This window comes from Sphingobacterium puteale, from assembly GCF_050986225.1.
GTDB lineage: Bacteria > Bacteroidota > Bacteroidia > Sphingobacteriales > Sphingobacteriaceae > Sphingobacterium > Sphingobacterium puteale.
Genome location: NZ_CP158959.1, coordinates 825,556 through 840,913 on the forward strand (window position 1 = coordinate 825,556; position 15,358 = coordinate 840,913).

10 protein-coding genes and 4 tRNA genes are annotated in these 15,358 nt (G+C 42.8%); 4 read left to right on the top strand and 10 right to left on the bottom strand.

Features of this window, described 5'->3' with window-relative positions:
* Positions 1–128: 128 nt before the first annotated feature.
* The 3 genes from ABTV71_RS03445 (at position 129) to ABTV71_RS03455 (ending at position 5,943) form a co-directional block, all read left to right on the top strand.
* Positions 129–4,178 carry a glycoside hydrolase family 2 TIM barrel-domain containing protein gene (locus ABTV71_RS03445; RefSeq protein WP_433902257.1) on the top strand — a complete coding sequence of 1,350 codons (4,050 nt, stop codon included), beginning with the start codon at positions 129–131 and terminating at the stop codon, positions 4,176–4,178.
* 250 nt (positions 4,179–4,428) lie between these two features.
* The gene (locus ABTV71_RS03450) at positions 4,429–5,670 is read left to right on the top strand and encodes an MFS transporter (RefSeq protein ID WP_121125598.1); all 1,242 of its coding nucleotides are present in this window, start codon (positions 4,429–4,431) and stop codon (positions 5,668–5,670) included.
* A 48-nt stretch (positions 5,671–5,718) separates the two neighbouring features.
* Positions 5,719–5,943: a (4Fe-4S)-binding protein gene (locus ABTV71_RS03455; protein ID WP_121125597.1), complete on the top strand. Its 225-nt coding sequence runs from the start codon at positions 5,719–5,721 to the stop codon at positions 5,941–5,943.
* Positions 5,944–6,001: 58 nt separating this feature from the next.
* On the opposite strand, the gene ABTV71_RS03460 is transcribed toward ABTV71_RS03455, so the two are convergent.
* The 9 genes from ABTV71_RS03460 to ABTV71_RS03500 form a co-directional block, all read right to left on the bottom strand.
* Positions 6,002–6,078: transfer RNA gene (locus ABTV71_RS03460), tRNA-Asp, on the bottom strand.
* A gap of 26 nt (positions 6,079–6,104) precedes the next feature.
* Positions 6,105–6,178 (bottom strand) — tRNA-Asp (locus ABTV71_RS03465).
* A gap of 33 nt (positions 6,179–6,211) precedes the next feature.
* Positions 6,212–6,285, bottom strand: a tRNA-Asp gene (locus ABTV71_RS03470).
* Between the two features lie 60 nt (positions 6,286–6,345).
* A tRNA-Asp gene (locus ABTV71_RS03475) sits at positions 6,346–6,419 on the bottom strand.
* 72 nt (positions 6,420–6,491) lie between these two features.
* Positions 6,492–7,565 carry a peptide chain release factor 1 gene (gene prfA / locus ABTV71_RS03480; protein WP_104385093.1) on the bottom strand — a complete coding sequence of 358 codons (1,074 nt, stop codon included), beginning with the start codon at positions 7,563–7,565 and terminating at the stop codon, positions 6,492–6,494.
* Positions 7,566–7,663: 98 nt separating this feature from the next.
* Entirely contained in the window at positions 7,664–7,993 is a 330-nt protein-coding gene (locus tag ABTV71_RS03485) for a DMT family transporter (protein WP_108636081.1), read from the bottom strand.
* Between the two features lie 73 nt (positions 7,994–8,066).
* A complete protein-coding gene (locus ABTV71_RS03490; RefSeq protein WP_183078744.1) occupies positions 8,067–8,648 on the bottom strand; it encodes a Crp/Fnr family transcriptional regulator in 582 nt (193 codons plus the stop codon).
* Positions 8,630–9,385 carry a UDP-2,3-diacylglucosamine diphosphatase gene (locus ABTV71_RS03495; RefSeq protein WP_121125596.1) on the bottom strand — a complete coding sequence of 252 codons (756 nt, stop codon included), beginning with the start codon at positions 9,383–9,385 and terminating at the stop codon, positions 8,630–8,632. Before ABTV71_RS03495 ends, ABTV71_RS03490 begins: the two co-directional genes overlap by 19 nt.
* 58 nt (positions 9,386–9,443) lie before the next feature.
* Entirely contained in the window at positions 9,444–11,612 is a 2,169-nt protein-coding gene (locus tag ABTV71_RS03500; RefSeq protein ID WP_433902258.1) for a M1 family aminopeptidase, read from the bottom strand.
* A 215-nt stretch (positions 11,613–11,827) separates the two neighbouring features.
* On the opposite strand from ABTV71_RS03500, the gene ABTV71_RS03505 reads away from it, so the two are divergent.
* Entirely contained in the window at positions 11,828–13,951 is a 2,124-nt protein-coding gene (locus tag ABTV71_RS03505) for a prolyl oligopeptidase family serine peptidase (RefSeq protein ID WP_433902259.1), read from the top strand.
* A gap of 109 nt (positions 13,952–14,060) precedes the next feature.
* On the opposite strand, the gene ABTV71_RS03510 is transcribed toward ABTV71_RS03505, so the two are convergent.
* Positions 14,061–15,299, bottom strand: coding sequence for a thioredoxin family protein (locus tag ABTV71_RS03510; protein ID WP_121125593.1), 1,239 nt, complete (start codon positions 15,297–15,299; stop codon positions 14,061–14,063).
* Positions 15,300–15,358 lie beyond the last annotated feature (59 nt).

The following is a 15,358-nucleotide window of genomic DNA, read 5'->3' on the forward strand; positions in this document are numbered from 1 at the left end:
ACGCTTCGAATCCACAATTGTTTTTCCATGTATCGAAAAAGTTTCGCAATCGAGTGCTTTAATAATCTGCTTGTTATTCCTCTAAAATGAAGTTACATTTGGTTTCCTGAACTAAAATGCTTAAATACATGATGTTAAGAAAATCCGTTATTTTTTCAACCTTACTGGCCTCTTTGCTGTCCCTGCATTCGGCCTCAATCATAGGGCAGACTTCCACGGCTCCTATTGCAGGATTTCAGTATGGAGATATGTTATCGCCAAAAGGAAACGAATGGGAATCGCCCCAATTGCTATCTCTCAATAAGGAATTGCCACGCGCTTCGTTCTTTTCCTTTTCAAACGTTGAAACTGCGAGAAAAGTACTTCCCGAACATAGTAACTTTTGGCGCTCACTCAACGGTTCCTGGAAGTTTCATTGGGTAAAGACGCCCGAGGAACGTCCAAAAGAATTTTACGATCCTCAATATGATGTCAATGCCTGGGAATCCGTACCTGTACCAATGAGCTGGAACATCTATGGTATTCAAAAGGATGGCAGCTTAAAATATGGTGTACCGATCTATACCAACCAACGGGTGATTTTTCAACATCAGGTAAAGGTGGATGATTGGCGTGGAGGGGTAATGCGTACACCGCCACAAGATTGGACGACTTATATATACCGCAATGAAGTGGGGTCATACCGCCGTAATTTTACGGTCCCGAAGGATTGGGATGGTCGTGAGGTATTTCTCAATTTTGATGGGGTAGACTCCTTTTTCTACCTCTGGGTGAATGGCAAATATGTTGGCTTTTCAAAAAATTCAAGAAACCTTGCGTCCTTTAATATCTCTTCTTTTTTAAAAAAAGACGGGGAGAACGTGCTGGCGGTAGAAGTCTACCGTAACTCGGACGCTTCATTCTTGGAAGATCAGGATATGTTTCGCCTGCCGGGAATATTTCGCGATGTCTCGTTGACATCAACACCCAAAATCCAAGTCCGTGATCTGGCAGCAATTCCAACATTGGATAATCGCTATGAAAATGGTACCTTAAAAATTACGGGTACCGTCCGTAATTTAAGCAGTAAGAAAGCTGAGGGTTATAAGCTTGTCTACTCCTTATATAAGAATAAACTGTATAGCGATGAGAATACACTTGTAGACCAGGCTGAAGTATCCGCTGTTGTTCCACAATTGGATGCGAAGGCTTCGAACAGTATTGAAGCGACATTAGCGGTAAAAAATCCAGATAAATGGTCCGCTGAACTTCCCTATCGATATACATTGGTCGCCGAATTGAAGGACAAGAAAAATAAGACGATCGAGACTGTTTCTACCTATGTCGGATTTCGGAAGGTTGAAATTAAAGATACCAAAGCGTCTGACGACGAATTTGGCCTTGCTGGACGTTATTACTACATCAACGGCAAAACGGTTAAACTAAAAGGTGTCAATCGCCATGAGACGAATCCTGAACATGGAAAAGTCGTTACCCGCGAGCAGATGGAAGCCGAAGTAAAGCTGATGAAAAGTGCCAATATCAATCACGTGCGTAATTCACACTATCCGGAACCACCCTATTGGTACTACCTCTGTGACAAATACGGCATTTATCTTGAGGATGAAGCCAATATTGAAAGCCATCAGTACTATTATGGAAAAGAATCGCTTTCTCATGTTCCCGAATGGAAAAATGCCCATGTAGCACGGAATATCGAAATGGTGCATGCTACCATCAACCATCCTTCTGTCGTGATCTGGTCACTTGGTAACGAGGCTGGTCCCGGAGATAATTTTGTAGCGGCTTATGATGCGATTAAAAAAATAGATACCTCAAGACCTGTCCAGTACGAACGCAACAATGCGATCGTGGATATGGGCTCAAATCAATATCCTTCGATTGACTGGGTCAGAGGGGCGGTCAAGGGAACCTATAAATTAAAATATCCTTTTCATATCTCTGAATACTCGCACTCGATGGGGAATGCCGTCGGTAACTTAATTGATTACTGGGAAGCCATGGAGTCGACAAACTTCTTTATGGGGGGCGCAATCTGGGACTGGATTGACCAAGCGATGTATTATTACGATAAAAAAACCGGAGACCGCTTTCTGGCTTATGGCGGCGATTTTGGGGACAAGCCGAATGATGGCACTTTCGTCAACAATGGATTGATCTTTGCCGATATGAAACCCAAACCTCAATATTATGAGGTAAAAAAGGTTTATCAAAATGTAGGCGTTAAGGCCATTGATATGACTCAGGGGAAAATTGAACTATTCAATAAAAACTATTTCAAAGATCTTGGTGACTATCAGGTTCACTGGTCACTGTTCAAAGATGGGATAGCCCTTGCCGGATATACAGGTACAATAGCCACTGCTGATCTGCCCAAAGCACGTCGAAAAAAACAGGTTGTCCTGCCAATCGAATATGCTAAATTGGATGCGGGATCTGAATATTTTGTCAAGGTTCAATTTCTGCTCAAAGAGGATAAGCCATGGGCAAATAAGGGTTTTGTTCAGATGGAAGAACAGCTGTTTGTTAAAGCAGCAGAAAATAAACCGTTGATTTCGGCTGTTGTTAAAGGGAAAAATCCAGTTTTATTCAAAGAAGGTGAGCTGCAGATCGTTAAAGGAGATCAGTTTCTTGCGAAATTTGATAATAATACCGGATCAATCTACAGCTTAACATATGCAGGTAAGCAAATTATACGCGATGGGGAAGGGCCTAAACTGGATGCATTGCGTGCGCCCGTCGATAATGATAATTGGGCTTACCAGCAATGGTTTGAAAAGGGCTTACACAACTTAAAGCACAAAGTCTTGTCTTCCAATAGCTATACCAAGAAAGACGGAGCTGTAGTTTTGGCATTTACAATTGAGTCACAGGCTCCCTACGGTGCTTCCTTGTTAGGAGGAACATCAGGAACCTATACACTCAAAGAGCATACGGATAAACCATTTGGCAAGGATGATTTCAAGTTTACGAGCAACCAGATCTGGACGATTTACCAAGATGGCTCGATTGAATTATCATCCAGCATTACTTCCAACAATGCATCTGTTGTATTGGCCAGGTTGGGTTATTCCTTGCAGTTGCCGGGTGAATTTGGCAACTATACCTACTATGGACGTGGTCCGATCAATAATTATGCAGATCGTAAGACGGCACAATTTATTGAATTGCATAAAAGTACAGTAAAAGATCAGTTCGTATCATGGCCTAATCCGCAGAATATGAGTAACAACGAAGATGTTCGCTGGACTTCGCTAACTAATAAGGAAGGACAGGGAGTGATCTTTATTGCAAAGGAACATCTTGCGACATCTGCGTTGGAATACAGTGAGCTGGAATTGACCTTTGCACCGCACCCGTATCAATTGCCAAAGAGCTCCGGCGTGCATGTGCACCTTGACGCTGCGGTCACCGGACTCGGGGGCAACAGTTGTGGACAGGGGCCCCCATTGGAAAAAGACCGTGTGAAAGCGGCACCAACGTCAATAGGATTTATTATCCGCCCTGTACAGCAAAATGATTATCTGGCTAAAGCAGGGGTGGCTACAGCTGGTGATGCGCCTATTTCATTCGCCAGAAGTTCCACAGGTGAGGTAGCTGTGCTTTCCGGAAATAAAGCAGAAACTGTACTGTACACGGTGAACAATGGAAAGGCAAATACCTACAAGAACCCTTTTGATCTGCGTCAAGGGGGAACAATAACGGCCTGGTACCAGGGGAATGAAAAACTAAAAGTGACACAGCAGTACAGCAAGATCGAGACGGTTCCGATGGAGGTCGTCTTTGCTTCCAGCCAGGAGACCGGAGAAGGTGATGCCAAGAACCTGTTGGATGGCGATCCTACCTCAATCTGGCATACGATGTATTCAGTTACTGTCGCTCAATATCCGCATTGGGTTGATTTTGATGCCGCGAGTGTCAAGACGATCAAAGGTTTTACATTTTTGCCGAGAGCGGATGGCGCCAATGGCGATATCAAGGATTATAAAATTCAGGTAAGTAAAGACGGTAAAAACTGGGAAGAGGTGATGTCGGGTACATTCGAGCGAAACAAGAAACTCAAAACTGTTCGCTTTGAGAAACCTGTCAAGGGACGTTATATCCGCTTTACGGCATTGAGCTCGCAGCGTGGCGATGATTTCGCTTCGGGGGCAGAATTTGCTGTTATTGCCGAGTAAAAAACAGGCTAAAAGCGATCAGAGCCAGCACCCTGTACACAGGAGTGCTGGCTTTTTTATTTTAGGAGTATGTGCCGCTAAGGAAATGAAACATGTCGAGGGTTCACGATATCCTAGTGGCGGATTTTGTAAAAAGGTGGACCTAAAGGTGTTAAAAGGTGTATTGAATAATTTTTATAAACTTATTATGCAGAATGTTCCAGCGCTTATGTATTTTTAAACCAGTTTAAACCAAAATCACTATTATCGTATGGAAATAGATCAACAGGCGAATGCACCCTTTACGGCGTACCAGAAACTCGTGGTGTTTTTGCTGGCGATAACGCAGTTTACCGTTGTACTTGATTTTATGGTCATGTCGCCGATGGGTGATATTTTGATGAAAGCCATCGACCTAAAGCCGGCTCAATTTGGTGTCGCGGTTTCAGCCTATGCATTTAGTGCCGGTGCATCAGGTTTACTGACAGCGGGTTTTGCCGATCGTTTTGACCGGAAGAAGCTCTTGCTGTTCTTTTACTCCGGTTTTATTGTCGGAACTTTTTTCTGTGGATTTGCCAATGGTTATTGGACTTTGGTTGCTGCCCGCGTGGTGACCGGTCTGTTTGGTGGTGTCATCGGTTCGATTTCCATGGCTATTATAACGGATATATTTACGCTGCAACAAAGAGGTCGCGTGATGGGTTTTGTGCAGATGGGCTTTGGCGCCAGTCAGGTATTGGGGATTCCGATAGGCCTGTATATTGCAAACAACTGGGGCTGGCATAGTGCTTTCCTGTGGATCGCTGTGATGGCCTTGGTCATTGTCATTATTATTGCGGTTAAACTGATTCCTATTACTGCACATATCGGCCTGCAAAAACATCAATCGGCGCTGAAACACCTTTGGGCGACATTCTCTCAAAAAGAATACCGTATCGGTTTTCTAGCGACAGCACTACTGTCCATCGGAGGATATATGATGATGCCATTTGGAAGCGCTTTTGCCGTCAATAACCTGCATGTTAGCCACGAGCAACTTCCTCTATTATTTATGATTTCAGGTGTAGCCTCCTTGATTATTATGCCTATCGTTGGTAAATTGAGTGACCGTTACGATAAATTTAAAATCTTCGCACTTGCTTCGCTATGGCTGATGGTCGTGGTTTTGATCTATACCAATCTGGGAGTATCCCCGTTTTATCTTGTCGTCGTTTTGAATATTCTGATGATGGCTGGTATACTAAGCCGCATGACACCTTCTTCGGCTTTGATCAGTGCAGTTCCTCAGATGAAGGATAGGGGCGCATTTATGAGCATCAGCTCATCCTTGCAGCAGCTGGCTGGAGGAGTAGCCGCCTCCCTTGCTGGTGTGATCATTGTGCAACAGACAAAGGAAAGCCCGTTGGAGCATTATCCAACCTTGGGTATCATTGTCGTTCTGCTCTCTGTTGTGAGTATTCTTATGATTTATCGTGTCAGCAGAATGATTAAACGAAGACGTCCGATTTCGTAAAACAAAATCGTTCTTACCGCTATTAGTAATTTAGGAGAGATTTTTATTATGGAAGAAAAAATTGTTAAATATGCCCATCCCAATGGGGAGATCACTGTACTTTGGATTCCCGAGCGATGTGAACATGCAGCGGTCTGTGTTAAAAGTTTGCCACAGGTATATCATCCGAAAGATAGGCCTTGGATTACGGCTCAAAACGCAAGTACAGCCGAGCTGATCGACCAAATTAAACGCTGTCCTTCGGGAGCACTGCAGTATGAGTTGAAAAAATAGGCGTGGAGATTTTTGTAACAAAAAAAAAGCATCATTTGAATAAAATGATGCTTTTTTTTGGCGGTCTGGACGGGACTCGAACCCGCGACCCCATGCGTGACAGGCATGTATTCTAACCAGCTGAACTACCAGACCAACAAGGTGTGTTTTTAAAATTTTAGCGGTCTGGACGGGACTCGAACCCGCGACCCCATGCGTGACAGGCATGTATTCTAACCAGCTGAACTACCAGACCTAAAATCTTAAAGATTGTTTTTAATAATTTTAGCGGTCTGGACGGGACTCGAACCCGCGACCCCATGCGTGACAGGCATGTATTCTAACCAGCTGAACTACCAGACCTAAAAATCTTAAAAACTTATTTTGTTAAAGAACTTACCGAGATTACTCTCTTTTTTGAAGCGGTCTGGACGGGACTCGAACCCGCGACCCCATGCGTGACAGGCATGTATTCTAACCAGCTGAACTACCAGACCTCAACCCTTCTCCTCAGAAGGTGTGCAAATATAGCGTTTGTTTACGTATCTGCAAAGATTTTTTGAAAAAAACTAGTCTACTTGACCGTCTTTCATCTTCTCCGCATTCTCTGCAAATTGTAATGCGTCGATAATTCCTTGAATATCACCGTCCATAATCGCCGGTAGGTTGTACATCGTCATACCAATACGATGCTCTGTTACGCGACCTTGTGGATAGTTATAGGTACGGATTTTTGCTGAACGGTCACCTGTGGACACCAAAGTTTTTCTTTTTGCAGCAATATCACCGTTCTTTTTGTTCAGTTCAAGTTCATAAAGTTTGTTACGAAGCATCTCCATCGCTAACTCACGGTTGGCCAACTGGGAGCGTTCAACCTGACAAACAACAACAATACCTGTTGGTTTATGTGTCAATTGTACTTTTGTTTCTACTTTATTGACGTTCTGACCTCCGGCACCACCCGAGCGGGATGTCTGTAATTCGATATCACCCGGATTGATCTCAACATCCACGTCTTCTGCTTCTGGCAATACGGCAACTGACGCAGCTGACGTATGTACACGTCCTTGTGTCTCTGTATCAGGGACACGTTGTACGCGGTGTACACCAGACTCGTATTTCAGTTGACCATAAGCATCCTCGCCGATCACTTTAAGGATAACCTCCTTATAACCCCCTGAAGTTCCTTCGGTAACGTCCATCACCTCATTGCGCCAGCCTTTTGTTTCAAAATAACGGGTGTACATACGGTAAAGGTCACCGGCAAATAAAGCCGCCTCGTCACCGCCGGTTCCACCTCGGATCTCGATAATGGCATTTTTGGCATCCTCAGGATCTTTAGGAATCAGCATCAAACGGATTTCTTCTTCTTTTTCTTCTTTTTCAACCAATAAAATATCCAGCTCTTCCTTGGCCATCTCACGAAGTTCCTGATCCTTCTCGTTCATGATGATGTCTTTATTGGTATCAATATTACTGACCATATTTCTATAAATATGGTATTGATCCACGATTTTGCCCAAATCTTTGTATTCTTTATTCAATTTGGCAAAACGTTTCATATCTTGCATGGTGTCAGGGTTGCTTAATTCAGCTTCCACTTCTTCCCATCTTTCTTTGATCGCTTGTAATTTATCTAACATATATCAAAAATGCTTCTTCCAGGAATTTATGACCTAGATTACTATTGAGAGTACAAAAGTAAGGAAATTTTGTTGCTTTTGAACTACCTAGCCAGCTATTAATGAGAGGAAACTGCTTTTAGTCCAACAATGGAAGCAATCAGCGTGAAAATAAAGAATATGCGCCAGAAATCTGCAGGTTCTTTAAAGAAGATAATACCCATTAAAACCGTTCCGACAGCACCGATACCTGTCCATACAGCGTAGGCTGTTCCGAGCGGAAGTGTCTGTGTTGCTTTGATCAACAAGCCCATACTTGCAAATAGGAAGACAACAAAGGCTCCATACCAGAGCCATTGCTCACTGCCCTCTGCATCCTTGGCTTTTCCTAGACAGGTTGTAAAACCAATTTCACATATTCCGCCAAGAATTAAAAATACCCAGTTCATATATCTGTTTTTTTGTTTCAGGAACAAAGGTCTACGTTTTTCCGCAGAATAATTTTAACAAATGTTAAAAATTTTAAGGGATATTTGCCCGGATGCGGCTGAGGGTCACTTGGCTAACGCCCAGATAAGAGGCAATGTAACCAAGTTTGATCCGTTGTATATATTGAGGATATTTTTCGAGCAACTCGGCGTATCGTTCCTGGGCTGTATTAAAAAGTTTGGACATGGTGCGCTGTTCGGCTTTGATAAATTCTAGTTCAGCCATTTTTCTGCCCCAGTTAGCAATGGCTATGTCGCTCTCATAGAGACTAAATAGCTGTTTCTGGTCAATTTTGTAGACTATACTGTCTTCGAGGAGGTCTATGTTTTCGTAGCCCGGTGTGTCATGCACATAGCTGTTCATCGAGATTAATGTGCCGCCGGGAGAGACAAAATCGAGTGTGATCTGTCGGTCTGCAGTTTCGTAATAGACACGGGCTAATCCGGAAGCCAAGAAATAAATGTCTTTCTGGATTTTATCCTGCCGGATCAGTACACTATTCCTTTTACAGATAAGCTTTTCACTGATCTGCTCCAACCGGTCAATGCTCGTGGGGTTTAGAAAATGGTAACCCTGAAAGCAGTCTGCTAAAGAAATTACAACTTTTTCTCCCATTTTTCTAAACGTAAAGTTTCCCCATCCCATACTGCGTAAGTATAATAATTGATCCACTCCCCCAAGTTAACAATACGGCTTTCCGCATTGAGCCTTAGATCGTAGGGCAGGTGTCTATGGCCAAACAGATAGAAGTCGTGATGTTGTTTATGCTCGATTTCTTTCGCATAACCGATCAACCATTCTTTGTCTTCACCGAGAAATTTTTCATCTTCATTGTTGGCAAGCCTGCTATGTTTGGACCATCGGGTGGCAATACCTATCCCTAGATTGGGGTGCAATCGAGCAAATAACCATTGACAGAAACGACTCCGAAATACTTTCTTAAGCAATTTATACTTGTAGTCCCCGGAGCCTAGTCCATCCCCATGATGGATGTAGAAAAGTTTATTGCCAAGTTCAAGCTCCAATTCATTGTCAATGATCTGCGCATTTAATTCCTTTTTGAGGTAATCAAACATCCACATATCGTGGTTACCCTTAAATAAAGTGATCGGGATACCCAGATCGGCAATTTCTGCCAGTTTGCCCAGAAAGCGGATATAGCCTTTGGGTACCACGGTCGCATATTCAAACCAAAAATCAAAAATATCGCCAACAAGGTAGAGCTGTGCTGCGTCGACCTTGATTTCGTCGAGCCACTGAATAATAGCCTGTTCTCTTTCGCGGGAGCGCTCCAGTGGATAGGATCCAAGGTGGAAGTCTGAGGCAAAATAGATTTTTTTTCTTGTTGACATGTGCCCAAATCTAAAGAAAATGGAAGCGAATACAAAATTCGCTTCCACAATATATTTTTTACAATTTGGACAGATCTGTCAGGAGGGATTTCAAATATTCCGAAGCTTCGGGGTCTATGTTCTTGGCTGCCTGCTGAAGTTGATCAGGATAGGCATCCTTAATGGCCATGAGTGAACTGGCGATAACCATATAAGACTGATCTTTAACTCCGTTAAACAGCAAGTTTTTATACTTTTTATCTTTGATCTGTCCCAGCTTGCGGATTGCAGAAGCGCGTACGACCGAGGCGGTGGATTTTTCAGCCAATGAAGCAATGATGTTCACCGTTGATTTCCTAACAGCAGGATCGGTTGGATCTGTGCCCTGAATGGCCATCGCTGCCAGATCTGCATCGGGATCAGCCAAGGCCGCTGTCAGTATCTCCTGTCCAACTGTTGTTTTCGGATTTTTCATTGCAAATAGTAATGCGGTAAGACGGTTGGTAAAAGATGGTGCATGTTTATATTGATAACGATAATCCGCATCGCTTTTGTCGATCCGGATCTCGCCGACAAGCGTTTTTTGGGGATCGATATCAATAAATTCAGGGGGACTTGCCAAGGGAATGGTCAGCTGTGTCGTACGTTTGTTGAGCTGTACCGTTTTGCTGATTTTGCCTTCTTTGGTATAGATGTCAATCGTGAGTGGTAATTGAAATGTTTGAACGCTGGAATCTTGTGCTTGATCGATGTTGAGGACAAGTGTGTTGTTCTCATTTTTGTGTGTTACGTTGAGGATCGGATGACCGCCTTTGTAATACCATTGATTGAAATAAGGTGCCCAGTCCTTACCAGTAACTTCTTCCATGGCCAGACGTAATTGCTGTGGCTCGCCGGTTTTGAAAGAATTTTCCGTTAAGTATTTTTTGAGTGATTGATAGAACGCTGTATCGCCCATCTGTTCCTTTAAGGCGTATAATATCAACGAACCTTTGGCATAGCTGATATGATCAAACATATCTTCTTTGTCGTGGTAATAGTAACGTGCAAGTGCTGGGCTATTACCGTTCTGCGTTGATTTGAGGTACGACTGTAGCTTTTCGAATCTTGATTTATCCCCTTTTTCTTTGCCACCGTCATGCTCATGCCAGATGATCTCGCCAAAGGTTGCGAAAGATTCGTTCATCGTTAAGTTGGACCAGGATTCGGCGGTAACCAGATCACCAAACCATTGATGGAACAGCTCATGGGCAATGGTGCCTTCTTCATTTTCGTCCAAAAGTTCCCTTTTGGTCTTTTGAACATGTTCGCCGTGCAGCGTTGCCGTGGTGTTTTCCATGGCGCCGGAGACATAATCGCGACAGACGATCTGCGCATACTTGTTCCACGGATAGGGAACGCCCAAGGTTTTACCATAGAAATCCATCATGGCAGGGGTTTTACCAAAGATATCTTTCGCATATGGGGCATACTTCGGCTCCAGGTAGTAATCCACAGGAATATTATTGTATTTATCCCGGTAAATCTTAAAATCTCCTACGGCCATCATAAAGAGGTAAGGCGCATGAGGTAGGTCCATTTTCCAGGTATCGGTACGTGTTCCGTCGTTGTTTTTTTGCTGATTGACCAGAGCACCATTGGACAGACTGACATAATGATCCAGTACGGTCATTGAAATTTCGGCTGTCGTCTTTTGGTTGGGGCGGTCAATGGTTGGAAACCAGGCCGAGGACGCCTCTGTTTCACCCTGAGTCCAGATTTGTCGCGGTTTATTCGCTGTCCGTTCGTCCGGATTAATAAAATAAAGTCCTTTCGCATCATTGATCGCTGCACTTCCCTGTACTTTGAGTAGGTTCGGTTTGGCGGTATAGTCCAGGTATACCGTATATTTTTCGTTTGAAAGATAATTTCGGTCCAGTTTGATCAGAAGAGAATTATCGTCGTAAGTATATTTTAGGGGAACGAGCTGCTGCCCATTGACCAGCGCAATCTGTTTGATATCCATGCCTTTGGCGTCCAGGCGAAGTGAGTCTGTTGGATAGAAATGTGGCTGCAGCGTAATCCATTCTTTCCCATTCAGAAATTGATTTTTATAGTCAAAACGGACATCGAGTTTGGTATGGACAAGGTTGTTGACCTTGGTCGAGGTAGTACGATATTGCTGATCTATCGAAAGCTGTTGCGCTTGACTCACACCGAAAGCAGAAAGGGACATGGCCAAGTAAAGGAAAGCGATTCTTTTGCGCATTGTTGGATATTTAAGAGATTAAATAAAGCTAAAAAAAATTCAGCTGATGTAAAAATAAGGATTCTGGAAATTTCATCAGGATAAGATCTGACCTTTGGTCTGAAGGCGAGAGTTATTGTTCAAGATGTCCTGATCATGACACTTACTTTAAGCTATCGTTATGAAATCTGAAATTATATTTGTTATTTTTGAGTGAAACAAGTATAAAGTTCTTTATGATAAACAAAAAAATTGGTCTTATCCTGATGGTGATCGGTATGGCTGATACAGCAACTCCTGTGTGTGGACAACAGTTGAAATATCCAACGACGAGCAAAGGCTCTGTTGTTGACGAATTCTGGGGCGAGAAAGTAGCAGATCCCTACCGTTGGTTGGAAGACGACCGGTCAGCAGAAACTAAAAGTTGGGTCCAAGCCGAAAATAAAGTCACTTTTGATTATCTAAATACCATTCCTTTCCGGACAAAATTGAAAGAGCAGCTGACGGAAATCTGGAATTATGAAAAAATAGGAACTCCTTTCAAAGAGGGTGCATATACCTATTTCTTTAAAAATAATGGACTTCAGCAGCATTCCGTACTTTACCGTAAACAAGGTGAGAATGGTACAGAGGAGGTTTTCCTTGATCCGAATACCTTTTCAAAAGATGGATCTACTTCTTTGGCTGACGTTTCTTTTTCAAAGGATGGAAGTCTGGTTGCTTATTCGATCTCTGAGGGAGGTTCAGACTGGAGAAAGGTGATTGTGTTAAATGCTAAGGATAAAGCTCCCGTTGGGGAGACACTTGTGGATGTGAAATTCTCGGGCATCGCCTGGAAAGGAAACGACGGATTTTACTATTCAAGCTATGATAAACCCAAAGGATCGGAATTATCCGAGAAGACGGATCAGCATAAATTATATTACCATAAGCTCAGAACGGCGCAATCTACGGATCAGCTGATTTTTGGCGGATCGGCAACGCCGAGACGTTATGTAGGCGCTTCATTAACTGATGATCAGCGTTATTTGATTATCTCTGCCGCCAATACAACTTCGGGTAATGAGCTTTATTACCAAGATCTGAGTAAACCCAATAGCAAGATCATCTGCCTACAGGATCATTTTGATGCAAATACAGGCGTAGTCGATAATATCGGGGATACTTTTCTATTGGAAACAAATTATAAGGCGGCCAACAATAGATTAGTCAAAGTTGATCTGAAAAATCCGGTCAGGGAAAACTGGAAAGATGTGATTCCGGAAACTGAAAATGTACTTTCGATCAGCACCGGTGGTGGTTATCTATTCGCAAATTACCTGAAGGATGCCGTCTCGGCTGTCATCCAATACGACTATACCGGTAAAAAAATCAGACAGATCGAATTGCCGGGTGTAGGAACAGCAAGTGGTTTCTCGGGCAAGAAAAAGGAAAAAGAGATCTACTTTGGTTTCTCGAATTATATTACGCCTTCATCAAGCTATAAGTTTGATGTCAACTCGGGACAATCGACTCTTTATATTAAACCGAATGTCAAGTTTGACAGTGATCAATATGAATCTAAGCAGGTGTTTTATACCTCCAAGGACGGAACAAAGGTACCTATGATTATTACCTATAAAAAAGGCATCGCCCTGAATGGAAAAAATCCAACGATTGTATATGGTTATGGTGGTTTTAATATCAGCCTTACACCAGCTTTCAGCACTTCTGTTGCGGTTTGGCTGGCAAATGGTGGCGTATATGCTGTTCCAAACTTACGCGGAGGTGGCGAATATGGTCAAAAATGGCATGATGGTGGAAGACAGTTCAACAAGCTGAATGTATTTAACGATTTTATCGCTGCGGCTCATTATCTGCAGGAGAATGGTTACACCTCACCTGAATACACGGCATTGTCAGGTGGTTCCAATGGTGGTTTGCTCGTTGGAGCAACAATGACCATCGATCCTAAGGTTGCCAAAGTCGCCTTGCCGGAAGTGGGGGTCTTGGATATGTTGCGTTACCATACATTCACAGCTGGCGCAGGCTGGTCATACGACTATGGGACTGTTGCGGACAGTAAAGAGATGTTTGACTATCTGAAAGCCTATTCACCCGTGCACAATGTGAAAGCAGGTGTTTGTTATCCGGCAACCATGGTATTGACTGGCGATCATGATGACCGCGTTGTTCCGGCGCACTCCTATAAGTTTGCATCCGAGCTGCAGGCGAAACAGGCCTGTGATAATCCAGTGTTGATCCGTATTGAAACCAAAGCAGGACATGGTGCCGGCCGATCTACCGAGGTGTTGATCAATAGTACGGTTGATAAGTATGCTTTTGCGCTCTGGAATATGGGAATTAAAGAACTAAAATAAGGTAGTAATACTCTTTCCTTTGAAAGTGACAGCTGAATATGGTTAAAGGAAAGGCCCCGATCAAATTACATTGATCGGGGCCTTTCCTTTTTTATAGACGATATATTATTTATTGCCAGGTCTTTTCGCCTTTTTTCATTTTTTGTAAAGTTGCCACATATTGTTCTTTTTGTGTGGCATCTGTAAGAAGTGAGATCGCCTTTTCCTGTGTTTTAATGGCTTGCTCTTTGTTTCCTAATCGGTAAAGAAGGTTTGCAAAGGTATCTAAATACATCGGTGCATCTTTCTCTTTCTCAAGCGATAATTTGCTCCATTCTGCAGCGGCCTTTAAACAGGCAGGGTCATCACAGCCTTCAAAAATTGACCAGGCCATGTCGTTCAGTTGTCCTGCAGTAATCGCTGAACCATATTTTGCGATATATTTATTGAAGCTATCTCTTAGTCCTGGAAAATTTTTCGTGTAAGCAAAATAACGGGGCTGCATTTCCAAACTCGCTTTTTCGGTATTGATGGTAGGATATTTTTGAGCCAGTTCTTTTTCAATGGCCGCAAAATCTACCGCTTCTTTTGCTTGTATTTTGGTATTGACAGCCTCACCAATCAGTAGTTTCGACAGAAAATCATTTGCTTTGACTTTTTCACTGACTGCATCAAATTTAGCGGGGTTATCTTTTATCAAGTTAAACGCTTTTGAATCCTTTATGCTCGCCGAAGAAAGCAATAACTCCACATTGTCTTTTGTAAAGATTTGGTCTGTCGATAGGGTGGATAGTACTATACCTTCTGCTTTTGCCTGTGTTTCTTTATCATAGGCATCTTTTGCAGCTGCTGCCATGGCTTTTGCAATTGTTGCATTTTGTGGATCAGCATTGAATTTCGCCAATAGGGTTTCATATTGGGTGTTTGGATCTAGCGCTTTTTGGGCTTTAGCGATGAAAGCATCTGCTTCTCCGCCACCAACAATCCGATGGACAAGATTGCCTTTTGAATCGAAGATCAGGAATGTAGGATAGGCTCTTACTGTATAATCTTTGGCAAAACGATCTGCTTCTGCATACCAGGATTTTATTTCCTCACTGTCGTCCTTGGTTTTATCCATCTGGATTTTGGCGTTGATAAATTTAGCATTGAAGAAATCTCCCACTTTTGCCTGTGGAAAGATTGTACTTGCCATATACTTACAGGGACCGCACCATGTGGTGAAACAATCCACAAAAATAAATTTGTTTTCTTTGGCCGCTTTTTCTTTTATCTGATTCCAATTGAGGCCATGCTCAAATTTTACACCTTCACTCTGCGCAAATAGGAGCGATGGAATCAGAAGTAACATTAAAATTAACTTTTTCATAATCCGTTGATATTTAGGTGTTAATTTACGGAATAAAAATTGCGATCAAGAAAAATATT

Coding starts and splice junctions, on each gene's coding strand:
- ABTV71_RS03445 (WP_433902257.1), top strand. CDS start 129: ATGATGTTAAGAAAATCCGTTATTTTTTCAACCTTACTGGCCTCTTTG.
- ABTV71_RS03450 (WP_121125598.1), top strand. CDS start 4,429: ATGGAAATAGATCAACAGGCGAATGCACCCTTTACGGCGTACCAGAAA.
- ABTV71_RS03455 (WP_121125597.1), top strand. CDS start 5,719: ATGGAAGAAAAAATTGTTAAATATGCCCATCCCAATGGGGAGATCACT.
- prfA (WP_104385093.1), bottom strand. CDS start 7,565: ATGTTAGATAAATTACAAGCGATCAAAGAAAGATGGGAAGAAGTGGAA.
- ABTV71_RS03485 (WP_108636081.1), bottom strand. CDS start 7,993: ATGAACTGGGTATTTTTAATTCTTGGCGGAATATGTGAAATTGGTTTT.
- ABTV71_RS03490 (WP_183078744.1), bottom strand. CDS start 8,648: ATGGGAGAAAAAGTTGTAATTTCTTTAGCAGACTGCTTTCAGGGTTAC.
- ABTV71_RS03495 (WP_121125596.1), bottom strand. CDS start 9,385: ATGTCAACAAGAAAAAAAATCTATTTTGCCTCAGACTTCCACCTTGGA.
- ABTV71_RS03500 (WP_433902258.1), bottom strand. CDS start 11,612: ATGCGCAAAAGAATCGCTTTCCTTTACTTGGCCATGTCCCTTTCTGCT.
- ABTV71_RS03505 (WP_433902259.1), top strand. CDS start 11,828: ATGATAAACAAAAAAATTGGTCTTATCCTGATGGTGATCGGTATGGCT.
- ABTV71_RS03510 (WP_121125593.1), bottom strand. CDS start 15,299: ATGAAAAAGTTAATTTTAATGTTACTTCTGATTCCATCGCTCCTATTT.